The organism is Peribacillus sp. NPDC097295, from assembly GCF_044761665.1.
Classification (GTDB): Bacteria; Bacillota; Bacilli; order Bacillales; family DSM-1321; genus Peribacillus.
This window is the reverse complement of record NZ_JBIWCW010000015.1, coordinates 15,072-39,672: the sequence shown is the minus strand read 5'-3', so window position 1 is coordinate 39,672 and position 24,601 is coordinate 15,072. Positions and strand designations below refer to the sequence as shown.

At 40.3% G+C, this 24,601-nt stretch carries 16 protein-coding genes and 2 riboswitches; of the genes, 13 read left to right on the top strand and 3 right to left on the bottom strand.

What is annotated here, in order from left to right; genetic code table 11:
* Positions 1 to 12: 12 nt before the first annotated feature.
* On the bottom strand, positions 13 to 957 hold the full coding sequence (locus tag ACIQXN_RS17700; RefSeq protein WP_402969565.1) for a DUF1672 family protein: 945 nt from the start codon (positions 955 to 957) through the stop codon (positions 13 to 15).
* 648 nt (positions 958 to 1,605) lie between these two features.
* On the opposite strand from ACIQXN_RS17700, the gene ACIQXN_RS17695 reads away from it, so the two are divergent.
* The 7 genes from ACIQXN_RS17695 (at position 1,606) to ACIQXN_RS17665 (ending at position 13,261) form a co-directional block, all read left to right on the top strand.
* On the top strand, positions 1,606 to 1,896 hold the full coding sequence (locus ACIQXN_RS17695) for a WXG100 family type VII secretion target (protein WP_402969560.1): 291 nt from the start codon (positions 1,606 to 1,608) through the stop codon (positions 1,894 to 1,896).
* A gap of 92 nt (positions 1,897 to 1,988) precedes the next feature.
* Positions 1,989 to 2,228: an ESX secretion system protein YukD gene (gene yukD / locus ACIQXN_RS17690; RefSeq protein WP_402969668.1), complete on the top strand. Its 240-nt coding sequence runs from the start codon at positions 1,989 to 1,991 to the stop codon at positions 2,226 to 2,228.
* A 69-nt stretch (positions 2,229 to 2,297) separates the two neighbouring features.
* Entirely contained in the window at positions 2,298 to 3,668 is a 1,371-nt protein-coding gene (essB, locus tag ACIQXN_RS17685) for a type VII secretion protein EssB (RefSeq protein WP_402969555.1), read from the top strand.
* Positions 3,669 to 3,700: 32 nt separating this feature from the next.
* Positions 3,701 to 8,149, top strand: coding sequence for a type VII secretion protein EssC (gene essC, locus ACIQXN_RS17680; RefSeq protein ID WP_402969552.1), 4,449 nt, complete (start codon positions 3,701 to 3,703; stop codon positions 8,147 to 8,149).
* Positions 8,150 to 8,167: 18 nt separating this feature from the next.
* Positions 8,168 to 11,098: a type VII secretion protein EsaA gene (esaA, locus tag ACIQXN_RS17675; RefSeq protein ID WP_402969549.1), complete on the top strand. Its 2,931-nt coding sequence runs from the start codon at positions 8,168 to 8,170 to the stop codon at positions 11,096 to 11,098.
* Positions 11,085 to 11,567: a type VII secretion protein EssA gene (gene essA / locus ACIQXN_RS17670; protein ID WP_402969546.1), complete on the top strand. Its 483-nt coding sequence runs from the start codon at positions 11,085 to 11,087 to the stop codon at positions 11,565 to 11,567. The genes esaA and essA overlap by 14 nt, the downstream gene beginning before the upstream one ends.
* 299 nt (positions 11,568 to 11,866) lie before the next feature.
* Positions 11,867 to 13,261: a VWA domain-containing protein gene (locus ACIQXN_RS17665; RefSeq protein WP_402969543.1), complete on the top strand. Its 1,395-nt coding sequence runs from the start codon at positions 11,867 to 11,869 to the stop codon at positions 13,259 to 13,261.
* Positions 13,262 to 13,308: 47 nt separating this feature from the next.
* On the opposite strand, the gene ACIQXN_RS17660 is transcribed toward ACIQXN_RS17665, so the two are convergent.
* Complete coding sequence (locus tag ACIQXN_RS17660; RefSeq protein ID WP_402969540.1) at positions 13,309 to 14,259, bottom strand: ABC transporter substrate-binding protein; 951 nt, start codon at positions 14,257 to 14,259, stop codon at positions 13,309 to 13,311.
* 3 nt (positions 14,260 to 14,262) lie between these two features.
* Complete coding sequence (locus ACIQXN_RS17655; protein ID WP_402969665.1) at positions 14,263 to 14,769, bottom strand: hypothetical protein; 507 nt, start codon at positions 14,767 to 14,769, stop codon at positions 14,263 to 14,265.
* A gap of 204 nt (positions 14,770 to 14,973) precedes the next feature.
* Positions 14,974 to 15,193: riboswitch (cobalamin riboswitch) on the bottom strand.
* A 188-nt stretch (positions 15,194 to 15,381) separates the two neighbouring features.
* On the opposite strand from ACIQXN_RS17655, the gene ACIQXN_RS17650 reads away from it, so the two are divergent.
* From ACIQXN_RS17650 to ACIQXN_RS17625, 6 genes are all read left to right on the top strand, one after another.
* Positions 15,382 to 16,338, top strand: coding sequence for an AAA family ATPase (locus ACIQXN_RS17650; RefSeq protein WP_402969537.1), 957 nt, complete (start codon positions 15,382 to 15,384; stop codon positions 16,336 to 16,338).
* Positions 16,338 to 17,522 carry a DUF58 domain-containing protein gene (locus ACIQXN_RS17645; protein ID WP_402969534.1) on the top strand — a complete coding sequence of 395 codons (1,185 nt, stop codon included), beginning with the start codon at positions 16,338 to 16,340 and terminating at the stop codon, positions 17,520 to 17,522. The genes ACIQXN_RS17650 and ACIQXN_RS17645 overlap by 1 nt, the downstream gene beginning before the upstream one ends.
* The gene (locus tag ACIQXN_RS17640; protein WP_402969531.1) at positions 17,512 to 19,725 is read left to right on the top strand and encodes a DUF4129 domain-containing transglutaminase family protein; all 2,214 of its coding nucleotides are present in this window, start codon (positions 17,512 to 17,514) and stop codon (positions 19,723 to 19,725) included. Before ACIQXN_RS17645 ends, ACIQXN_RS17640 begins: the two co-directional genes overlap by 11 nt.
* Positions 19,726 to 19,752: 27 nt before the next feature.
* Positions 19,753 to 19,854, top strand: a riboswitch (purine riboswitch).
* Between the two features lie 175 nt (positions 19,855 to 20,029).
* Positions 20,030 to 21,550, top strand: a complete 1,521-nt coding sequence (gene guaA, locus ACIQXN_RS17635) for a glutamine-hydrolyzing GMP synthase (RefSeq protein ID WP_402969662.1) — start codon at positions 20,030 to 20,032, stop codon at positions 21,548 to 21,550.
* Positions 21,551 to 21,929: 379 nt separating this feature from the next.
* Positions 21,930 to 23,477: a type I restriction-modification system subunit M gene (locus ACIQXN_RS17630; RefSeq protein WP_402969528.1), complete on the top strand. Its 1,548-nt coding sequence runs from the start codon at positions 21,930 to 21,932 to the stop codon at positions 23,475 to 23,477.
* On the top strand, positions 23,474 to 24,601 hold the full coding sequence (locus tag ACIQXN_RS17625; RefSeq protein ID WP_402969525.1) for a restriction endonuclease subunit S: 1,128 nt from the start codon (positions 23,474 to 23,476) through the stop codon (positions 24,599 to 24,601). The genes ACIQXN_RS17630 and ACIQXN_RS17625 overlap by 4 nt, the downstream gene beginning before the upstream one ends.

The window sequence follows — 24,601 nt, the reverse complement described above, 5'->3', positions numbered from 1 at the left end:
AGAAGATCCTCCCTAATCTTTCATGATTTCATTTGGTGCTGTTCTTTTTAACGAGTTTTCCTTTGTCCCAATTGCTCGTCTTCGATCGATTAAGTTATCATTCAATATGATGGAATATGAACCACGTGGGATGCCTTCCATCTGTTCGATATCAGAGACGATTTTATTGAATATAGCTTTATCAGGGACCTTATCTTTGTCTTTCATGTATAAATAAATGGTGAGAATGATATCCTCTGGTCCAAACGCCTCTTTCTGAAGAAAATCCTTCAATTCATCCTTACTGATATCCGGGTTTTTTAGATACATTTTATAGAGGGAATCAAACATATCTCCTACTGGATTTACATAGTAGTGAGAGGTTGCGTAGCCTTTCGCTCCTACTTTTTCAATGGCCTTTATTGGTGTTCCCACAATAGGATAACTGGCTGTGGTTTCTTTTAAGTAGCGATCTAATTTTGTGAAATCCTCATCAAAAGCCATGGCGTATAGGGCACCAGAAAGGGCGTTTTCCACTTGTCCCTCTTGAGACCAAACTTCATCCGTTTTTACTTTTTTACTATCTAGATCTATTGGGACAATGGCAAAGGTATAAAAATGAGGTTCGCCGATTGACTCAACAAAAACAGATGCCCCATCAACCGCACCGATTATGTTATGGACCATAACTTCCGTCTTATATGTATCGAGGAAGAATGCCTTTACTGCCTTTTGAATCTCTTCCCGGTGACTTGCAGCGAGATGACGGGTTTCCTTTCCACTATTGCGTAGGGTGTACCCAGCCCCATGATAATCTTGAATTCTTACAAAGTGATCTTTTTCATAAGCGTTTCTTTCACCACTCGTGGCGACTATTTCCTTTTTTACTTCTTTATCTTTTGAAAGATTCATATTTAAGCATCCTCCCAGCAATACGGTTACACCTATTCCTAGCGCCATGACTTTTTTGCCCTTCATTTAAATATCCCCCCTTCAAAGATGCTGTACTATTTGAATATCTGATCATCTATTTTGCCTTCCGCTGATACTCGTTTTTTACACATTATCCAACTAATGTAAATAATTCTATCATAATGGGAAATGTTACTTCTGAAATCATCAAATGTTTATGAAAAATAGGTAGAAAGGAACGGGTTTTTCTTAAGTTTGAAGTCCTTTGGCCTATTTGTGAGCAGAAGCTTACAACCACGATCATGATATCCGGGTTGTTTAAAGGGAACACATCGTTCAAAGAAGTATATTACGTTTCCTCCTAAGTCAGTGTTGGCCGGACCTAAAGTCTTTAATCAAACGATTGATTAAAAAGATGATGGGGGTGAAAAAGTCACCTTTTATAATGGAAATGACGAATTAATCTTATTGAAGGAAAAAATAGTAGGTATAAAGAGTGATTCGTTTGAAAAAATGAAAAAAAATGAAGTATTTTTCGCCGAAAGTGGTTTAGAAATTTGGATAAACAGGTAATTAGACTTCTATAATGGTAAAAATAGGATTATTAATATAATCGTATATTACCATTTTTTAATGAAAATGCTAATTTGTATGGCAGATTTTGTATGTTTTTATTAAAATGTAACTAAATACCGTAAAGGGAGGAATTTTAAAATGTCACAAATTCGCGTAACTCCATCAGAACTTAAGGATGTAGCTAGACAGTATGATAATGAAAGCCAACAAGTCACAGATGTTATTGGCCGTTTGGATAAAATGAGGGATCACTTAACAGGGATTTGGGAAGGTTCTTCAAGCCAAGCCTTCGTTGGTCAATATGAAGAATTGAAACCATCATTTAATGATATGGCTCGTTTATTAAATGAGGTATCACAACAATTGACGAAATCTGCTCAAATTCTTGAAGATACAGATAATCAAATTGCTAGCCAAATTCGCGGATAATTAGAAGAAAAAAGAGTTAGAAGCTTTAGGAGGAAGCGCCGTGAATCTGATTATAGATCGTGGCGCTTTTTGCTTTAAAAGAGGTGAGTGGCATTTACATTCAATTAACGATTGATTTAAAGAGATATACGGGGGAAGTTTTCGATCTTCAGGTGTCCAATTACCGCTCCATCAAAAAGGTTGTGGAAATCGTCTGGCAGGTAAAAGGAATTGCCGATGTGCCGCGGGAGGGTTATTGGGTACGGGTCCAAAATAAGGAGTTTGTTTGTTCCGGTTATGACACGTTAGTGGATAGCGGCATCACGACAGGGGACCGACTCGAAATCCTTTGATGAAGAGGTATGGCCTACATATAGGAAAAAAGTCTAAAGCCCTTTAGCAGGGGTAAAGGAGTACATAGAATGGATGAGAATAAATCATCATACTTGGAAAAGCAAATTGAAGCTGTAATGAAGAACAATGATGATGGGTATTCGTTTATTTTCCAGCGTGCTAAATTATCGATGCAGAATCCATTGGAATTACAGCTGATTCAGGAAATAGATCCTGTTTTTCATAAAAATATAGAAGTTTCAGAGGATGAGGTGAAAATCAGCATTATACCACCAGCCTCTTTTTTTGCTTTTGACGAGGCCGGCCAAAAAAGTTCATTGAATCGTTGGATCGCGTGCTACCAAATCATCAAGAAGATTAGGGGACATGAATTAACTCGTTTGCAGGTAATCGTGTGTCCGGAGAATCTAGTATTTGATCAAGGTTTTACGCCTTATTTTCTTCATTACGGAGTAAAAGAGAGTCTACCACCGTATGAGCAGGATGCAAAACAGCTCTTCGAGGAAACGAAAGCCACGATAGCGGCTCTTGTTGATAGGCAGTATACATTCGATCAATACCTTCTTTATCATAAAACTCTTAAACTATCGAAACAAACCCAAAGCATTTTAGCGGAGGAGACTTGGGAAGGACTGACCTCGTCTGTTCAAAAACGAATAGCATTTCTGGAAAAAGAACAAAAAACCTTTGTCCACATTCCAGAAAAGAAGTGGAAAATTGAGCGCTACACTCTATGGGGAATAGGGATTATTTTAGTCCCCTTACTATTCTTTACGATTTATACATTATTCTTTTCCAATCCAAGGCAGGAGGCCTATGTGGAAAGTGGGGAGAATTTTTTAAAGCAGGAATATAGCCAAGTCATTGATAGATTGGAAAACTATAATCCTGAGAAAATGCCGTATGTTGTTCAATATGAGCTTTCGAAATCTTATGTCACTACCCATGGATCTTTGATGGACTTTCAGAAGGAAAATATCTTAAAGGCCATTACGTTGCAGACGGATAGCCAGTATCTTCTTTACTGGATATACATTGGCCGAGGCGTAAGTGAGGATGCAATCAATTTAGCGCGGATCATGGAAGACCGGGAATTGATTATGTATGGTCTTTTAACGCAAAAGGAACAAATTAAATCGAATGAGGATTTGACTGGCGAAGAAAAAGAGACGCAAGTGAAAGAAGTGGACACGGAACTTAAAGAATATGAAAAGGAAATGGAAGAATATCAAAAACAGCTTGAAGAGGCCAATCTATTAGAACAACAGGACCAACCATCTACTGAGTCCAATAGAGAAAGCGTAGTGGAGCCGGAAGCCAAACCAGCTGTAAAAGAAGATGAAGAGAAGAAGGAGCCTGCTTCTAAAGAAAAAAAGGAAAGCAAGGAAGCCTCGGAAAAACCAGCTAAAGAAAAAGAGAAAGAGAATAGCAAAGATTGAGCGCTTACGTGCCCTTTGCGGAGGTGAAATGAATGAGTTCACTATGGATTTTCTGTAAGAAGACATACCAATCTTATACGATTAAGGATATGCAACCGGGTCCAATCACGATTGGATCATCAGAACTGGATACTATCACGATCTATTCGATTCCCTTCAATGAAGGAAATATTGAGTTGAGGAAAGATGAAGAGCTTGATGAATATACGGTATGTAGAGGAGAAGAGAAGATAGGGAAGATAAAGCCGTTCCAGTCCTACACTTTTCATGAGGGACAAGAAGCTGTCGAAATCTTTTACTCCCCAGGGGTTTTGGATGAAAGCCTTTATTATATAGATTATTTGAAAGAGATATCGGTATCGGGCCATCCGGGAGCAACGATTTACAAGGAGGGTCTCAATGAACTGGACTTTTCCATAGTTCGCCGTAAAGAAAAGTGGTTGCTCGTACCTAGAGAGGGCCGGCTTTTTCTGAATGGTGTAAAAGTTACGGAAATGACGGCGATTGAAAATGGTGATTTGGTTTGTTCGCCATTTATGGTGCTGAGGATACTTGAAGGCGATACATTAATGGTCAAAAGTGCGGATCGTTATGAAACCTCTTTATCTAGGACCATGCAGCCGATATCCGAAATGAAAAAAAGCTATCCACAGTATCGCCGGACTCCACGAATGATTTACGAATTGCCGGATGAGAAAGTGACGATATCATTCCCAAGCCAGGAATCTGAAGACCACAATCGAGGGTTATGGCTAATCCTTATGCCACCATTGATGATGCTGATTGTCATGGGAGTCGTCATGATTGTTCAGCCACGTGGGATTTTCATCCTCATTTCGATTGTGATGTTCACTACAACCATGGTTACTTCTACGGTGCAATACTTTAAAGATAAAAAGAAGCAGAAGCTAAGAGCCGAAAGACGGTTGCGTGTTTATACGAGGTATCTGGAACAAAAGCGTGAAGAGTTACAAGAACTATCGGCACAGCAAAGAAAAGTATTGCTCTACCACTACCCTTCTTTTGAGAAAATGAAGCATTTAACTGATCAGATTAGCGACCGAATATGGGAGCGGACAACGGAAAGTGAAGACTTTCTCCACTTTAGGGCAGGTACGGCGTCCATTCCATCAAGCTATGAGGTCAAGGTAAACAGCAGCGATATGTCGAATCGAGATATTGATGATTTACTTGAACAGTCCCAGGAACTTGTGGATGTATACAAGAGGCTTGACGATCTTCCATTAACCATTGATTTGGCAAGTGGCTCTATGGGGCTAGTGGGGAAGGAAACCGTCGTCAAACGGGAGCTGCAGCAGATGATTGGTCAATTGGCTTTCTTCCATAGCTATCATGATGTCCGCTTTGTGGCGATTTTCCCAGAAAAGGATTATGAGGAATGGGAATGGATGAAATGGCTACCTCATTTTCAGCTGCCGCATGCTTATGCGAAGGGGTTTATCTATAATGAGCAGTCGCGTGATCAGCTATTGTCATCGATCTATCAATTGCTTAGAGAAAGGGATCTGGATGAGAATAAAGGAAAAGTGAGGTTTACCCCTCATTTCGTATTTATTGTCACAGACCGTACATTGATTTCAGAACATGTCATTCTTGAATACTTAGAAGGCAAGAACGAGCAGCTCGGTATATCAACCATCTTTGCGGCTGATGCCAAGGAGAGTTTGTCAGAGAATGTCCATACACTTGTAAAGTATATCAATGATCATGAGGGTGAAATATTAATTCAGCAAACGAAAGCCGTTCATACGCCTTTTAGGCTTGACGAGCATAAAAGGGAAGGGAATGAGAGGTATGCCCGTTTATTGCGGTCACTTGACCATCAAAAGGGGATGAACAACTCCATCCCGGAAACGGTCTCATTCCTGGAACTTTTAAAAGCCCATGAAGTAAAGGATCTGCCAATCAGCCAGAATTGGCTTACCAACCAGTCTTCCAAGTCGTTAGCGGTGCCGATTGGATTGAAAGGCAAGACAGATAGAGTGGAGTTGAACTTACATGAAAAGGCACACGGTCCCCATGGTTTAGTGGCAGGGACGACGGGTTCCGGGAAAAGTGAATTGTTGCAGACATATATCCTGTCGCTTGCCGTCCACTATCATCCCCATGAAGTGGCCTTTCTGCTCATTGACTATAAAGGAGGGGGGATGGCACAGCCATTCAAGCACATCCCCCATCTACTTGGAGTCATCACGAATATTGAAGGAAGCAAGAACTTCAGTGCCCGGGCACTGGCCTCGATCAATAGCGAGCTTAAGAAACGCCAGCGCCTATTTGACCATTATGAAGTCAATCATATCAATGATTACACGGATTTATATAAAGCGGGAAAAGCGGAACAGCCGTTACCGCATTTATTCCTTATATCAGATGAGTTTGCCGAACTTAAGAATGAAGAACCCGATTTCATCCGTGAATTGGTTAGTACGGCAAGGATCGGGCGGAGCTTGGGTGTTCACTTGATACTGGCTACGCAAAAGCCAGGTGGCGTGATCGACAACCAGATTTGGAGTAATGCCCGTTTTAAGATTTCCCTAAAGGTGCAGGATGCCAATGATAGTAAGGAAATTCTGAAAAATAGCGATGCTGCGAACATCACGGTCACCGGCCGTGGTTACTTACAGGTTGGGAATAATGAGGTGTATGAACTGTTTCAGTCGGCCTGGAGCGGTGCCCCTTATATGGAAGACACGGTGGGAGCGGAGGATGAAGTGGCGCTTGTTACGGATCTCGGGCTTGTCCAGATATCCAATGTAACGAAGGAAGTTACTTCAATACGAAAAGAAAAAATCAGCGAAATTGAAGCTGTGGCTGACCATATTGTAGCGACACAGAATGAAATGAAGATTGCGAAACTGGCTAGTCCTTGGCTGCCGCCTCTTTCGGACCGCCTATCAAGAAACAATCAAATAAGCCATACGGAAAACCAGTTCCATCTGGGATTGAAAGACGAGCCTGAATTGCAGAGCCAGACTGATTATGTATACAACTGGATAGAGGACGGAAATATTGGGATTTTCGGGTCTTCCGGCTATGGAAAGTCAACGACAGTATTAACGCTTCTCTTTAATTTCATTAATCAATTCTCACCTGAAGAACTGCATTATTACATTTTCGATTTTGGGAACAGTGCGTTGCTGCCACTTCGTCAGCTACCACATACAGGAGATTACTTCAGGTTGGATGAGATGAGGAAAATTGAAAAGTTCATGTTGTTCATGAGGACGGAGATGGAAAGACGGAAACAGCTTTTCTCGGAACGAGAGCTTAGCAATATCAAACTTTATAACGCTCTCGTAGAAGATAAGTTACCGATTATTTACATCGTAATCGATAATTTTGACCTGGTGAAGGATGAAATGCCAGATCAGGAAGCACAGTTCATCCAGTTTGCCCGTGATGGACAGTCACTTGGGATCTTTATGATTTTGACTGCTACAAGAATCAATGCCATCCGTCAGCCATTGATGAATAGTTTGAAAACGAAGGTCGTTCATTACTTAATGGACAGCTCGGAACAGTATTCCGTTTTAGGCAGGACGCCTTATGAAAATGAACCAGTACCTGGAAGGGCACTGGTGAAAACAGATCAGACCTATATGATGCAGGTCTATCTTCCAGCAGAAGGAGAAGATGATGTAGCTGTTTTGGAAGCAATGAAACGGGTGGTGGCTGACCATAAGGATCGATACAAGAAGCTGGCTAAGCCACCGGCCATTCCGATGCTTCCAAATCGCCTCGACTTGAAGACCTTCAAAACGTACTATTCACCATCCATCAAGAATGGGTTCATACCAGTTGGGCTTTCTGAGGAGAGTGTTTCCCCTGTATGGGTAAACTTGAATTCAGATCCATACTTGCTTGTTGTTGGACAGTCGCGAAAAGGAAAAACGAATACGCTTAAGGTCCTCTTAGAGACGCTTCTTACCCAGTCGGTCGGGGAGATTGGCATATTTGATGGAGTGGATCGCGGTCTATCTCCTTATGCAATCAGAGAGCAAGTGCGTTATGTAGAAACCAAAGACCAAATCACAGAATGGCTCGATCATATCACGGGAATTTTCGAAGAGCGTGAACGCCAGTATTTGGAGGCTTTGGAACAGAAGCCGATGAAACAACTTGATTTTACATCCATTATTTTTGTGATAGACAGCATTTCAAGATTCCAGCAAGTGATTGATGGAAGAATTCAGGACCGGATAAGCGGTTTCTTGAAACAATACAGCCATCTCGGTTTTGCCTTCATTGTGGCTGGAAACGCGAATGATTTCACGAAAGGGTATGATTCGCTTACCACGGAATTGAAACAGATCAGGCAAGCGATTTTGCTCTTGAAAAAATCGGACCAGAGCTTATATACGCTATCGTATTCAAGAAAAGAAGAAGAAATTCAGCCAGGGTTCGGCTATTTTGTTCTGAATGGCAGGGAAAGTAAGATCCAAATTCCACTAAGTGAATAAGAAGGAGGGAGAAAGACGTTGAATAAAACAATAAAGCCGTTGTTGTTAATTGGGAAAATACTCGTGATCATAGCTCTTCCAATCTTGTTTTTTTCTTATATTGGTCAAAATCCGATGAAAAAAACAGTAACGGCTTCCCGTGAAATCGCCATCGTCAATGAAGATAATGGGGCTGAATATAACAAGAACCAGATTCAAGTCGGTTCAGAGCTCGTCACCACGTTGGACAAGAATTCCGAGTATGATTGGGTTGTGGTTAATAGAAGTACGGCGGAAAGTGGTTTGGCAAATAAAAAATATGATGCGATTATTTACTTCCCATCAGACTTTTCCAAAAATATTTATACCTTTACTGAAGAACAACCAGTCAAAGCGGGGGTTAAGTATAAGGTTCAGACAAGCCTGAATGCAGAAAATATTGAAAAGGTGCAAAAAGAATTAGAGAAAACCAAGAACAAAATGAATAAGCATATTTCCACTCAATACTGGAGTTATGTTTCTCAATCGGTAGAGGATATCCGTAAAAAGTTCGATAATGTTTTGACAAAGGAAATTGCTTTCCAGAACACGATGTATGAGTTCTATACCCCAAGCTCAGAAAGCTTGGCTGGGGAAATCAAACAACATAAAGATATGCTCAAAGGAGTCTTTGCTTCAACGAAGAGTGCAGGAAAAGCCACGAATGAAACATTAGGCGAAATGGGAAAAACAAAAGCCCAAATGGCTTCCTTTGTGAAGGAGGTCGTGACCTTTGAAGAATACCAGAAAGCGCAAAGCACTCTTTTTTCTTTGACATCGTCTCAAAATCAGCAACTGATCACAGATAGCATTCAAGCGTATGACGGGGTGCTGAATGAGGGAGTCCAGGCCATACCGGATATCCAAAAGGATACCAAGCCAGGATTTACTCTGAATGATCAGGGCATGGATGAGAACATGGTGATGATGCAAGAAAAGATCGACAGTAGTACTAGTAATCTAGAGGATTTTTCCAATAATATGAAAGAGAAACAGGTGGAACAAATCTCGAAAATAAAGGATGAACAACAAAGTTCGATTGATCGGTTCAAACAGTCGGAAGAGGAAGGGCTCAACACGCTTCAGGCCACTTTGGTGAAGCAACGTGGGGATTTGGCGAACGGCTCGGGAAATGGTGATGGGGTCGGTGGCGGAGATACCCCGATTGAAGATATTGATACCGGGGGAAAAGGGGACTCAGAAGCCGCTCCTTCAAAAAAGGAAGCAATCGATGATATCTCCCTTCAAGTTTTACTGGATAAAATCAATGGTATGAATTCCTCACTTGAAAATTTGGTGCCGGCAGAGGGCAGTGAAGGTTCAAAAGAGCAAATTAGCTCTCTTGCAAGCAGTCTGCAGGAAGAAATCAATAATATGAGCGGTACCTTGAATGACAGAACGAAGAATTATAACCAAGCAGTTACAGAGTTCAATGCATTGATAGATTCATATAATAAGTTATTAACGAATTACAAGAAACTGCAAGAAGACTACCAAAAGCTAGGGAAAGATTATCAGAATCTCGGGAATCAATGGGAACAATCACAGAAGGATCTTCAGAAATTACAGGATATCCAAAGTATGACCATCAATGAGACCCTTACGGAAATCAAAAAAGCGGAAGAGGAACTACTGAAAAAAGTAGGTGGTGAAAGACGGGCGGTTTTAGTGGATGTCTTTAATCGTTCGATTGCGAGCCGTGACTCAAATGCCCTTCTAGCTTATTATGGTTCGCTTTCTTCTTATGGGGAGCTTGCTGAAAGAGTAAATAATACAAAAGAGAATTTGGATGAAGTGTTCAGTGCCAATATGATTGAACTGGAGAATCTGAAAAATGGTGTCTCTGGTATCGTCGATGAAGAAGCGAAACTTGTCCAATCAAGCCTGTCCGGTGTGGAAGAAGACTTCGGGACATTTTCAAGTTCGATACTCGACTTCATCGCAGAATATGATCAAAATGTTGAACTGGAGCATGCTGCTACACTTGAAGAATTATCGGAAATAACAGCGAGGGCTACAGAAGTAACGGCTAATTTGACAGGTAATATGGAGATTCCTGAAATGGAAGAGGCTCCTGTTGGAAGTCTGGATGGAGAAATGTTCGTATCACTTCAAGATACTACGGCAACCACGGTCAGCTTTATTTCAGAACTTGTTAATTCCGTTGCAGAACGTCAAGATACGGTTACGAAAGATACATCCGACCTGCAAGCAAAAGTGGGATCGGTTCAGGAAAGAGCGGATGAGCTTAATGAAAATTGGGCTAAAAACGTGGATTCCACAAAGAAAATCAAAACCGATGTTTACAGTGTATTGAATAATACGCTAGTAGACGATCAATCGAACGGGTATGTCTATGAATACTTAGCGAACCCCGTTCAGATCAGTGGGGAAGTATTGCAACAAGAAAAAGTTAATATCCCGCCAATCGTGATGTTAGTGATCATCCTAATATCGGGATTACTAATTGGTTTCTTCTTGCACCATTATGCGTCCGTTCCGATGCTGGTGCATGCAGCCTTATTCACATTATTGAACTTGATCGTCGGCTTGATCATTAGCATGTATGGACTGAAGATTTATCCGCTTGGAGATATGCAAGCGATTAAATGGACCGTTTTCACTGTCCTGCTTTTATTCTTCTGTTCAGCATTCACACAACTTGCCTTTGCGATAGGACCATTTGTCGGAGCAATTCTAGTCATTGGTTTAATCAGTTTCTTTACGATTCCATTATTAGATTTGAGTATGCCTAATTTCAATGTCGATCACCCGGTTGCAAATGTTTATATGTCCATTCAATTCGGGAATCAGTTGGCTTTTATCCCAGCCACTGTCATTTTGATTATACTCACACTGATGGCTGCGATTCTTCCATATTTGATGAAGCGTCTTGCGATTAAAAGAGAGATGGCTCATGAAGTGGAGTAAACGGATTCTTCTCGTGCTTTTCCTATTCCTCTTCAGCCAGCCCGTACCTGGACAGGCAGAAGAGGAACCCATCGTGGAGCCGAATATGTATCAAGAAAAAGATATCAATATTCAAACTGAATATTTTCATGATGAGGAGTTATTGAAACAGAAGGAGAAGATACCGGAAGAATTAAAGGGACTTACTTTTGAAAGAGGAAAGTATGAAATCATAGACTCGATAGAAGACTCTCTTTTTCTTTCTCCTGTGACGGAGGATAATAATATCATTGCTTCCAAAGCGGAAGATATGGGGTTGTTCTCTACGGAAGTCCCCATTAGAAAGAGGAATTTAGAAGAAGAGAAATCCTTCTTGAACTTTGATTTATCAGTCCTACTGGGGATTGTTTTAGGAATTGCCGTGGTGTGTTTATTTGTAGTCCTCATCCCGAAAATGGGTAGGTTGAATCAAGAAGGGAATATAAAGTGAAAGAAGCCCGATTCCAGATATAGGAGTCGGGCTTTTGTTTATACCTACTTTAGAAGAGTGGTAATCAGCCCTAATAGAAGGGCAATTGTAAAGACCCATATAAAGAATTTTTTATACATGTTCATTACCTCAATTTTTCGGATTTAATTGTTCATTTTAGCATATGTATGGGTGGAAGCGTAGAGGTTGGAAGAAGAGAAATATTTTATGGTGTTAAAGGCTGAATAGGTTTTTTTAGGGAGGAAATAGGGTAATTGGGTATATACGGATGGATAAAAATGGTAAGTGGAGGAGATGTCATGTTTGAGAAAAATAGGTGGAAATTAGGGATGGTATGTCTGGCTACCCTCTTTTTTTTACTTGCTCTGACAGGTTGTAATCTTAAAAATGAAGAGACAAATGGAGTACCAAAAGAAGAAGCAAGTGGTGAGAAAAAAGAGAAAAAAGAGAGTGCAGAAGAAGATGAAGTGTTGGAAGAAGATTTTGAGATTGCTACAACCATGGATGAAATTATTGAAGAAAAGCCTGGGAGGTACACGGGAAATAAATACAATGAAGCCATTATACATAGAACATTAGACAAACAGGACCTCCAGGAAAAAGATAGCTTCGAAGTGTATCAGACCTTATTGAAACAGATGGGTGAAGGTGAAAACTATAAAGGAAAGTATCAGTTCTTCGAAGAATTCAATCCTTCCATTGAAACGGCGGTAACGGAAATGCCAGGTGGAATCACCATTGACGGCAGCGGTGAATTGGGCATTGACGTGAATATCGCAATTTTACTTGATGCAAGTGGGAGCATGAACCAAAAGGTAGGCGGGAAAACGAAAATGGAGCTGGCGAAAAAAGCAATTAATGAATTTGTCGCGTCTCTTCCGGAAGGGGCAAACATCATGCTACGTGTCTATGGACATAAAGGAAGCAATGATGATAAAGATAAAAAGATATCCTGTGATAGTACGGAAGTGGTTTATGATTTGGCCCCATATAATAAAGGGGACTTCGGGGAAGCATTAGGTGATTTTAAACCGACTGGATGGACACCGATTGCAAAAGCCATTTCGGAAACAAAGGAAGATTTTGAAAAAGCAAGGTCAGAAGGTCAAAATATCATGTATATCGTCAGTGATGGAATAGAAACATGCGATGGAGATCCAGTTAGAGCCGCTAAAGACTTGCATGATTCCAATATTGAACCAGTTATTAATATTATAGGGTTCAACGTGGATAGTAAGGGACAAAAACAATTACGTGAAGTGGCTGAGGCCGGCGGAGGGGAATTTGAAACCGTCAATGATGCCGATGATTTCAATAAGATGTGGGATGAAGAGCGTAGGGATCTCTGGAACCAATGGTGGAGTTGGGGCAATGAAAATTGGAGTATCGTTCGAGATGAACAAAATAAGAAGATATCCTCTTTACTTGAAGAAAAAAACGATTTCTCTAGATTGTCCTCTGATGAAAGCAATCGCATGTATGAAGCTACGAGTTATTTAAAGGATAAGGATCAAATAAATTATGAGACATGGGAGGAAGTTCGCAGTCTGGTCAAACAACGCCGTGAAATAATAAAAGAGTATTATGACGATAAATATGAAGAGTTGAATACGACTGTGAAAAATGAAGGAGAGAGTTTGAAAGAATCGATTAAAAAGAAAGAAGAAGAGATGAAAGAGAAATATAAAAATTAGAAAATCAAAACCCGCATGATGGTTTCACGCGGGTTTTGATTTGACCTTTATTTGAATAGTTCCGGATATACGGTCTTGGCGGCTAGTTCAACAGCTTCGCCGATACGCGGTCCCGGACGTGACATGACATCTTCGTTAAGCTGATATACTTGATTTTGCTTCACTGCGCTGATATTTCCCCAGCCTTTGCGGGATTTGATTTCATCCACTGCATTTTCCACATAGCCAACGGTTGTAATGATTGTATCTGGGTTGCGCTTGACCACTTCTTCATCAGCTATTTTTGCCCAGCCCTTCTGGTCGGTGAAGATATTATCGATACCGGCCGAAGCTAAAATCTCTTGTTGGAAGGTTTCTGCTCCTGCTGTATAAATTTCAGGGGAAGGACTGATTTCGAAATATGTTTTTTCTTTAGAATCAACATTCGCCACTTTGTCTTCAACATCTTTGATTTGTGTTTGAATAGTCTGGACTAATTCATTCCCTTTTTCCGTTACGCCCATTACTTCGGCGATTTGATTAATATCTCCATATACATCATCGAAATTCACTGCCGATTTAATGATAAAAATAGGAATGCCGGCATCTTCTAGTGGTTTTAATGTTGCTTCATCACCAATCGTATAGGCAAGGATGATATCTGGTTTCAAAGCGATGATTTTTTCGGAGTTGATCGTCATCGAATCAGAAACACGTTCAACTTCTTTAGCTTCCTCAGGATAATTATCATAATCGGTCGCTCCAATCACTTTATCACCTACGCCCAGGGCATATAGAATCTCTGTATTACTCGGTTGAAGTGAAACGACCGTTTTCGGTACTTTATCAAACGTAATTTCTTTTCCATTATCATCAGTGACGGTATAGGCTTTGACATCTTCAGTTGTTTTAGGATCTTGTTTCTCTGTGGATTTTTGGTCATCATTTGAGGCACATCCAGTAAGGAAAAGGGCAAGCATCAGAATGGCAATCCAACTGAATCTTAACGTTCTTTTCATGTTTTATTCCTCCACTTTCTTTTTCATCGGTTTGGTTGGATATGATTTGCTGATAAAGGGAATCTCTTTGACACCAAGCTGTTTATTGACATAGACAGCCATCACGAAAAGAACATTAGCAAGCAAATGAGCATAATCAAAAAGGATAGACGGTACCTCTTTTTCCGTACTGACTTTATGTAAGGCCCTTACTGATTTCTTTGCTTCGCTACGACAAGTGTGCAAAATGCAAGCAGCCGTTGAGCCTTGCGGAAGCACAAATGTTTCAATGCTTTCCTTTACTTCAGCGACATAATAGTCATAGATGTCACTAAGACGGTTCAAATCGTCTTCGCTTATGGCTAATTTCCCACGGGCAGAACCATTTAAATGATAAGCCATCGGCATCAGTTCCATTAAATCATTGTACACTTCAGGAATTTCTTTCGTTAACGAAGCTGCCAGTCCCATCTGTGTCGTCAATGAATCGGTGCGGATTTCATAATCTACAGTTGATGCCGATTCGCGCATGAATGGGTAACATAAAAAACGAAAATCTTTCTTCGACAAAACGTTTCCTCCTTTTCTGGGTAGTGTGAATGACCTTCGCAGTGCTGTTCGACGGCAAAAGAAAAAGCCGACCAAAGGTATTGGTCGGCAAACGGACATCTATGTATCTCGAATTAGAAAAAAGATGGAAGAGTGCCGTACAATCCTCTTAACTTCCGAAGAGCAAAATACGATAAAAAAAAGGCAGGTCTCCTGGCTCGTGCATCTTTTTACTCTAAGAACCTTCCCATTTGAAATGAATGAATGGTATCGTGCGTGCGGATTCATCCTCAAACAGTGGTATATTTCTTATTTCATTAGCACTTACAGTTGCGGAAACAGCTTCGGTCTTACACCGAATTCCCTATTAAGCTGACAAGTCAGCACCTATTTTCTGCATGGTTCATATTCACTTAGTACCATTTTAGCATAACTAATTGCATAAATAGTCAAAAAAATTCAGAGAATGCAGCTTATGGGATAAATTATCTAGTAAACTCACTTTATAGGTTGAAATTGGAGGTTATTGTAAAATTAATGTCGAATATATAAGAGTTGAACATGAGTGATTTATGAAATTATGGGAGGTAGAGGATGATTTATAAACAGGTGAATCAAAAATTGGATATGATTTTAGAAAATATAGAAAAGGTCATTATTGGGAAAAGGGATATTGCAGAATTGAGTCTGGTGGCTCTCCTTTCCGGGGGACATGTCTTATTGGAGGACGTACCAGGTGTGGGTAAGACCGTCATGGTCCGCGCCCTCGCAAAGTCCATCGGAGCGGATTTCAAACGGATACAATTCACACCAGACTTGTTGCCGTCTGATGTAACGGGTGTGTCGATTTTCAACCCAAAGGAACAGGAATTCATCTTCAGGCCGGGACCGATCATGGGCCATATTATATTGGCTGATGAAATCAACCGAACATCCCCGAAAACGCAATCCGCCCTGCTTGAAGGGATGGAAGAAGCAAGTGTGACGGTGGATGGCGTGACAAGGAAATTGGAGCAGCCATTTTTTGTCATGGCCACTCAAAATCCAATTGATTACGAAGGTACATACCCTCTTCCAGAGGCGCAGTTGGATCGTTTTTTGTTGAAAATGAAAATGGGCTATCCGGATGTAGCGGAAGAAATTGAAGTGTTGCACCGGGCTCAATACACCGCACCTATTGAAGAGTTGCAATCCGTCATCACTTTGCAGGATTTGATAGATTTGCAATTAGAGGCGAAGTCCGTGATAGTGGATGACACCATAAAGAGGTATATCGTCGAGCTTGCCAACCAATCACGTAAACATGAAAGTGTGTATCTTGGGGTCAGCCCACGTGGCTCGATTGCCTTAATGAAGGCTACCCAAGCCTATGCACTTCTGAAAGGAAGGGATTACGTCCTACCGGATGATGTGCAGCATTTGATTCCGTATGTTTTTGCCCATCGTCTGATTCTTAATCCGGAGGCGAATTATGCAGGAGTGAATGCCGAGATGGTGATTCATGAGATTGTGGCTACGACAGAGGTGCCAGTGAAGAGGGCAGTGACCTGATGGGGAGAATGCTTACCTTATTGAAGAAAAATAGAAGTGTCAGCGGAATTCTTATACTTATGCTACTGTCTTTCAGTTTTGCGATGTTTCAAGGCGGGTTCATCAGCTGGTTCATATTCTATACTTTTTTGCCGTTTGCTGTGTACGCTATGATTCTGGTGTTTTATCCACTTCAAGCTTTTGATGTGGAGAGAAAAATAAGTAAACAGGAATGCCAGGCAGGAGAATCTGTAGAAATAACATTGATATTCTCTCGTAAAAACCGTTTGCCTCTTTTATATATGGTTGTAGAAGAGGAGTTACCGATAGATATGACAAAACGAACACTTTTATTCCCAGGATTTAAACGATCCTTCAATCTGACATATACCTTGGATAGCCTGCCGCGTGGCGAACATTTCTTGCATGCGGTTCGCTTTAGCATTGGGGATTTTCTTGGACTTTATGAAAAGGAAGCGACAATGAGATCTCCTATGAAAATCACCGTTTTTCCGACTTATCAGGAGTTGAATTATAAGCATTTGGAGTATGTATTCACTCAGGGTCAAGTAGGGTCTTCGAAAAAAAGGCAGCGGGAACATTCGGTTGTGTCAGGAATTAGAGAGTATCAGCCGGGTGATCAATTGTCTTGGATAAACTGGAAGGCCACAGCCAGAACAAGTGAAATCATGACAAAGGAATTTGAGGAACAGAGAAGCCACGATACCTTACTCTTGCTTGATGAGCAAGTCTCTCCCTTTTTCGAGGAAGCTATCGTACTGACAGCCTCCTTGGTGCATGCCTTGATAAAAAGGGGTATGGATGTTGGTTTGGCTAGTACGGGGTCGAGGGAGGTCGTACCGGCTAGAGGGGGCAGTAAACAGAGGAGAAAACTTTTTTACCAGCTCACTAAAGCCAAGGCTACGAGCATAAACGTATGGAATGGAAAGTTGCAGAAGGGAATCGTGCCTTCAAACGCTTCTGTAATATGCGTGATCACTGAATTAACAATGGAAAAGCTAGACGGACTTAGTGCTTTTGGTGGAAATCAAATGACGTTGTTTTGCGTGAAAAGCCCGGGTGATTTCACAAGTGAGGAAAAAAATGTAAAATCGGTGGCGTTAGCGCGTGGAATGAAGCTGGGTTTCTTTGAGCCGGGACACCTTCAAAACGAACGAACGGAGGTGAAGGCAAATGCACGCTGAGTCTACCAAATTGGAAAGATGGATGTCTGTTCTCTTATATGTATTTGGTCTTCTATTAATTACCGAATGGTTACGACCTGTAGAGAAGCTTACTGATACGGGCAATATCCTGATCTTTATTATTTTTGTGGTTTTTTCCTTAGTCTTACTCTATTTTCGCGTCCATTGGATTGTGCGCTTCATCCTCGTAAGTGCTTTTATATTAATTGCGATCCATTTCTTTTATTCGTCCATCTCTTTCATGACATTCAACTGGCTTACTGGTGATTTACTGGACTTAACGGATAACCTTTCGAATATTTTTGCGGGGAAGTGGGAGATGCTTTCTAATCCCTTTCGAACGTTACTATTTTTTGTGCTTCTTTGGCTTGTAACGTATTTGATACATTACTGGGTGACAGTAAGGCAAAATATTTTTTTGCTTTATATGCTGACGATCATTTTTATATCCATTCTTGATACATTCACTCCCTATGATGGGGACGCGGCAATCGTCAGGATCATCATTATCGGGTTTTCGTTGCTTGGTGTGTTGGCGATGCTCCGCTTGTCCATACAAGAGCGTTTGGTGTTTTCGGGAGGCCCGATCAAGAAGTGGATTTTATTGTTATCCGGGATGATCCTATTAAGCGCCCTGGTCGGCTTTTCTGCACCGAAGTTTTCTCCTAAGTGGCCGGACCCTGTACCGTTTATCGTCACTTATTCCGATAAAGTGACAGGAAACGATGATGATGGTGATTCCTTAGATAAACGGGTGGGATACGATGAAGATGATTCTTCTCTTGGAGGGTCAATCGAACCTGATAACACGGTCGTTTTTTACAATACGGCAACGACCGGACATTATTGGAAGGTGGAGAACAAAGATATCTACACCGGAAAGGGCTGGGTTGGTGTAGATGCCATGGAAGATTATATCAGGATTTCAAATGGGGAGGATTTGACTGGAATAGAAGAATTTGAAGTTCCTGAAGTGTTGCAAACAGAAGAAATGAATACAACTGTAAATATGCAAGAAAGCTATTTTCACATTCTTCATCCACAATCAGGTTACTTGAAAAAGGTAGAAGCCAAGAATGTGGATTCGTTTAAGTATTATAAAAATACGGACAAGTACATTCCTGAAAAACTAAACAGCAAGCGCCCTCTTACAAAAGAATATGAACTGGTTTATGAAGTGCCCAGTTACGATTTGGCTGATTTAAGAAAAGTCACTGAACAGGATGAAACGATGGATGTCCTCATGGAAAAAAACACGCAGCTTCCAGAAGGATTGCCAGCCCGTATCTATGATTTGGCCAACGAACTTACGGGGAATGAGAACAATTGGTATGATAAAGCAAAGGCGATTGAAAACCACTTTGATGGCCCTGAATTTAGGTATTCTAAAGAAGATATTCCGTACCCAGGTGATAATCAGGATTATGTGGACCAATTCTTGTTTGAGACCCAAATTGGGTATTGCGATAATTATTCAACGGCCATGGTCGTTTTATTACGAGCCGCCAATATTCCCGCAAGATGGATTAAGGGGTATACCGAAGGGGAGAAATCAATCTATAAAGGTGAGTCTGCCTATAAAGTGACAAATAATAATGCTCATTCATGGGTGGAGGTTTATTTTTCGGGGTTGGGATGGGTACCATTTGAACCGACAAAGGGATTTAATGGACAAACGGATTTTTACAATTCTGATTTGAATACTCAAGACACCGAGAAAGCTGAGCCGGAATCCAAAGAAGTCGTTAAACAGAATGAGACACAGACTAAAGAGCGTCAAGATACACCTGAAAAAGAACCAAGCCCAACCAAGGGTAATACCCTTTTAGTTCAGAAAACCATGTTGCTGTGGAGTGCCATTATTATTTTAAACATAGCAATCCTGGTTGCTGTAGGATATCTTTATAGGAGGAAATGGCTTCCTTTTGTCTGTATACTCCGTTCCAAAAAGAAATCCGGACCGTATTTTGTGCAGGCATACGAATTATTATTGAAGCAGTTGAGCCGTGCAGGGGTAGAGCGCCCTGATGGACAAACGTTGCGGGAGTATGCAGCCTACGTGGATGCTGTTTATGAGACGGAAATGATGAGGGAAATGACCGAACGGTACGAAATAATGATTTACCGTGGAAATCTTGAAGAGGGTGAATGGGAACGCTTTCGGAGCAGTTGGGAAACCCTTATGAAAAAAACTTGCTCTTGACCTTGTTTTTATTATATTGATACAATAACTTAAACTAATAATGTCCTTCATATATCCTCGATAATATGGATCGAAAGTTTCTACCGAATCACCGTAAATGATTTGACTATGAAGGCGGATTTTCAGGAAAACTGAAAATCTGCCTTCATATATACTTTTTTGTATATCATCGTGGGTGGATTTTTAGTTTTCCTTTTTTTATGATACTATTTTTTTATATGAAAACATCACTCTTTTTGGGTGAATTACATTGATAGAGGTGACGTTTGTGCCGGGGAAAACAGAATTGCAAAAAAACCAGGAAATGATCGTAGTACTTGATTTCGGAAGCCAGTATAACCAACTGATAACACGCCGTATTCGTGAATTCGGCGTTTACAGTGAGCTGCATCCTCATACAATTACCGTGGAAGAAATCCAAGCAATGAATCCAACAGGTATCATCTTTTCAGGTGGTCCTAACAGTGTGTATGATGCAAGTGCATTCGGGTGTGATGAACGAATTTTTGAATTAGGTCTCCCGATTTTCGGTATTTGTTATGGTATGCAACTTATGACGAAGCACTTTGGCGGAAGAGTAGAACGTGCTAAAAACCGTGAATATGGGAAAGCGACCCTTACGATTCAAAATGATTCTAAGCTATTCAGTGATCTTCCAAATGAACAAATCGTCTGGATGAGCCACGGTGACTTGGTCGTCGAAACACCTGAAGGTTTCACGGTCGATGGAACGAATCCGTCTTGTCCGATTTCGGCAATGAGTGATGAGTCGCGTAAATTATATGCCGTTCAATTCCATCCGGAAGTTCGTCATTCTGTCTACGGGAATGATATCCTGAAAAACTTCGTATTCGGAGTATGTGGATGTAAAGGCGACTGGTCCATGGAAAATTTCATTGAAATTGAAATGGAAAAAATCCGTCAAACTGTCGGCGATAAAAAAGTATTATGCGCCTTAAGTGGCGGTGTGGATTCGTCCGTAGTGGCTGTATTGATCCATAAAGCGATTGGCGATCAGCTAACATGTATCTTCGTTGATCATGGCTTACTGCGTAAAGGTGAAGCGGAAAGTGTCATGAAAACCTTCAGCGACGGTTTTAATATGAATGTCATTAAAGTGGATGCAAAAGAACGTTTCCTATCTAAACTTGCTGGCGTTTCCGATCCGGAGCAAAAACGTAAAATCATCGGTAACGAGTTTATCTACGTATTCGATGATGAAGCAACGAAACTGGAAGGCATTGATTTCCTTGCACAAGGTACGCTTTACACGGATATCATTGAAAGTGGTACGGCAACGGCACAAACGATTAAATCGCATCATAATGTAGGCGGTCTGCCAGAAGATATGCAATTTAGTTTAATTGAACCATTGAATACTTTGTTCAAGGACGAAGTACGGGCATTAGGTAGCGAAATGGGTATTCCTGATGAAATCGTCTGGCGCCAGCCGTTCCCGGGCCCTGGATTAGGTATTCGAGTATTAGGTGAAATTTCAGATGAAAAGCTTGAAATCGTTCGTGAATCTGATTATATCTTACGCGAAGAAATCAGTAAGAATGGATTAGAACGTGAGATTTGGCAATACTTCACGGTTCTCCCTGACATTCGCAGTGTAGGAGTTATGGGGGATGCCCGTACGTATGATTACACGATCGGTATTCGTGCCGTAACATCAATTGATGGAATGACTTCCGACTGGGCCCGTATTCCATGGGAAGTGCTTGAAATCATTTCAACAAGAATCGTCAATGAAGTGGATCATGTAAACCGCGTCGTGTATGACATAACGTCCAAGCCACCAGCAACGATTGAGTGGGAATGACCAAGCGACACTCTATACATTGAAAAACGTTGATTTTACGCCGTTTAGGTAAAACTCATAAGACTTTCTGAGACCAAAATTCATTTGAATTGTCTCCAAGATTGTCGCCAAAAACTCTCACCGAATGATTGTCGGTGGGAGTTTTTATTTAGGCTTTAGCCGGTAGAGTGCGTGAAACGCGCGAAATATAATGAAGATGCCTAGAGATTTCCTTTAGGTATATTTCCTGGTCGATCGGCTTCACCACGTTGGCATGTATATAATATAGATGTAAATCGTGTCATTAAATGTGTAGGAACTAAAGGTAGAAGGAAACTACAAACCTATCTAGAATTACTGTTATAATCAATGTATAAGAAGAAAAATTGGAGGAATATAAATGTCAAGTGCAACACAACGTGCCGAATTACAATCTCAAATCTGGAAAATAGCCAATGATGTCCGTGGCTCAGTAGATGGATGGGATTTTAAACAATATGTTTTAGGAACGCTTTTTTATCGTTTCATTAGCGAGAACTTTTCTAGCTATATTGAAGCTGGAGATGAAAGCGTCAAGTATGCAGAACTTCCTAATGATATTATAACAAAAGAAATCAAAGAGGACGCTATTAAAACAAAAGGTTACTTCATATATCCGACTCAGCTGTTTGCTAATATTGCGAAAACTGCTAATACAAATGAAAGCCTGAATACAGATTTAGCCGAAATATTTTCTGCTATTGAAAGTTCAGCAAACGGTTATCCATCTGAACTAGATATTAAAGGATTATTTGCTGATTTTGACACAACAAGCAATAGACTGGGGAATACTGTAAAGGATAAAAACAGTCGTTTAGCTGCTGTCATTAAAGGCGTTGAAGGGCTTAATTTTGGTAACTTTGAAGATAGTCAGATTGACCTTTTTGGTGATGCTTATGAGTATTTAATCTCTAATTATGCTGCTAATGCAGGTAAATCTGGAGGGGAATTTTTTACACCGCAGAGTGTGTCTAAGCTTATTGCTCAATTAGCAATACACAAGCAAACAACCATTAATAAGATATATGACCCGGCAGCTGGTTCAGGTTCATTGCTATTACAAGCAAAGAAACAATTTGATGCTCATATTATCGAAGATGGTTTTTATGGACAGGAGATTAACCATACAACGTATAACCTTGCTCGTATGAACATGTTTTTACATAACATAAATTACGATAAGTTTAATATAGCTTTAGGAAATACGCTTCGAGATCCTTACTTTGGTGACGAAAAACCTTTTGATGCTATTGTATCTAATCCACCTTATTCCGTAAATTGGATTGGTAGTGATGACCCAACACTTATTAATGATGAAAGATTTGCTGCTGCAGGCGTATTAGCTCCAAAATCTAAAGCCGATTTTGCCTTTGTACTTCATACCCTCAGTTATCTTTCAAGCAAAGGTCGTGCAGCTATCGTTTGCTTCCCTGGTATCTTTTACCGTGGTGGTGCAGAGCAGAAAATAAGAAAATATCTGATTGATAATAACTTTGTTGAAACAGTTATTTCATTAGCACCTAACCTTTTTTATGGAACTTCAATAGCGGTTAATATCTTGGTTCTTTCTAAGCATAAAACCGATAATAAAACTCAATTTATTGATGCAAGTGGAGTAGATTTCTATAAAAAAGAAACCAATAATAACGTACTTACAGATGAACATATTGAGCGAATTATGACAGTGTTTGACAGTAAAGAGGATATTGATCATGTTGCAAACTCTGTTGATTATGATGCAATCGTTCAAAATGATTACAATCTTTCAGTAAGTTCGTACGTGGAAGCGAAAGACACAAGGGAAGTCATTGATATCAATGAGCTGAATGCGGAGATAAAAACGACTGTAGCAAAGATAGACCAACTTCGTGCTGAAATTGATGAGATTATTGAGGAGGTTGAATCATGATTAAGCCAAATTATATGGAGAATCTGCTTGATGGGGTTGAGATTGAGTGGAAGCCCTTGGGGGAAGTTGTAAATATAAAGAACGGAAAAGATTGGAAAACCTTAAGTGTTGGTAATATACCTGTTTATGGTTCGGGCGGAGTTATGGCTTATGTAGATAAATTTGCTTATGATAAACCTACTGTACTAATTCCAAGAAAAGGTTCGATTACAAATATATTTTATGTTGAAAGTCCCGTTTGGAATGTTGATACTATTTATTACACAGAAATTGACATTAATCAACTTATTCCTAAATTTTTCTACTATTATATGAAAACTATTGATTTAATGAAATTAGATACAGGTTCTGGCAGACCTAGCCTAACTCAAGCCATTTTGAACAAAATACCAGTCCCCACCCCACCCTTTAAAGTACAAGAAGAAATAGTCCGTATATTGGACAGCTTCACAGAGCTTACAGCAGAGCTTACAGCAGAGCTTACAGCTCGTAAAAAGCAATATACCTATTACCGTGATAAGTTATTGACTTTTGAAGAGGGCGAGGTTGAGTGGAAGACTCTTAATAACATTGTTGAATTTAGAAATGGGAAAGGTCATGAGAAAATTATTGTTGATGACGGGAAATATATTGTGGTTAATTCGAAATTTATATCAACAAACGGAAAAGTTAAAAAATATTCTAATGAGCAAATTTCACCTTTGTTCACTAATGATATCCTTATGGTTATGAGTGACTTACCAAATGGAAGGGCTTTAGCTAAGTGTTATTTAGTTTGCGAAGATGACAGATACACTTTGAATCAACGAATAGGAGCCTTTAAAAACGTAAAAACAGTAAACACAAAATATTTATTTTATGTATTGAATCGCAACAGGCAATTACTTAAATATGATAATGGAGTAGATCAAACTAATTTGAAAAAAGATGATATTCTTAACATCCAAATTCCCATCCCACCACTTGCTGAGCAAGAGCGAATCGTTTCAATCCTAGATCGCTTTGATACCCTAGTTAACGATATTACATCAGGTTTACCTCGTGAAATAGAGTTGCGTCAAAAGCAATATGAACACTACCGTAATATGCTACTTTCGTTTCCGAAAAGTGAGGTAGAAGCTTAG

Excerpts from the sequence above, each read along its gene's own strand:
- ACIQXN_RS17645 (WP_402969534.1), top strand. The coding sequence starts at position 16,338 with ATGGGGAGAATGCTTACCTTATTGAAGAAAAATAGAAGTGTCAGCGGA.
- essC (WP_402969552.1), top strand. The coding sequence starts at position 3,701 with ATGAGTTCACTATGGATTTTCTGTAAGAAGACATACCAATCTTATACG.
- guaA (WP_402969662.1), top strand. The coding sequence starts at position 20,030 with ATGATCGTAGTACTTGATTTCGGAAGCCAGTATAACCAACTGATAACA.
- ACIQXN_RS17630 (WP_402969528.1), top strand. The coding sequence starts at position 21,930 with ATGTCAAGTGCAACACAACGTGCCGAATTACAATCTCAAATCTGGAAA.
- ACIQXN_RS17665 (WP_402969543.1), top strand. The coding sequence starts at position 11,867 with ATGTTTGAGAAAAATAGGTGGAAATTAGGGATGGTATGTCTGGCTACC.
- ACIQXN_RS17650 (WP_402969537.1), top strand. The coding sequence starts at position 15,382 with ATGATTTATAAACAGGTGAATCAAAAATTGGATATGATTTTAGAAAAT.
- ACIQXN_RS17660 (WP_402969540.1), bottom strand. The coding sequence starts at position 14,259 with ATGAAAAGAACGTTAAGATTCAGTTGGATTGCCATTCTGATGCTTGCC.
- ACIQXN_RS17640 (WP_402969531.1), top strand. The coding sequence starts at position 17,512 with ATGCACGCTGAGTCTACCAAATTGGAAAGATGGATGTCTGTTCTCTTA.
- essA (WP_402969546.1), top strand. The coding sequence starts at position 11,085 with ATGAAGTGGAGTAAACGGATTCTTCTCGTGCTTTTCCTATTCCTCTTC.
- ACIQXN_RS17655 (WP_402969665.1), bottom strand. The coding sequence starts at position 14,769 with ATGCGCGAATCGGCATCAACTGTAGATTATGAAATCCGCACCGATTCA.
- ACIQXN_RS17700 (WP_402969565.1), bottom strand. The coding sequence starts at position 957 with ATGAAGGGCAAAAAAGTCATGGCGCTAGGAATAGGTGTAACCGTATTG.
- ACIQXN_RS17625 (WP_402969525.1), top strand. The coding sequence starts at position 23,474 with ATGATTAAGCCAAATTATATGGAGAATCTGCTTGATGGGGTTGAGATT.
- ACIQXN_RS17695 (WP_402969560.1), top strand. The coding sequence starts at position 1,606 with ATGTCACAAATTCGCGTAACTCCATCAGAACTTAAGGATGTAGCTAGA.
- essB (WP_402969555.1), top strand. The coding sequence starts at position 2,298 with ATGGATGAGAATAAATCATCATACTTGGAAAAGCAAATTGAAGCTGTA.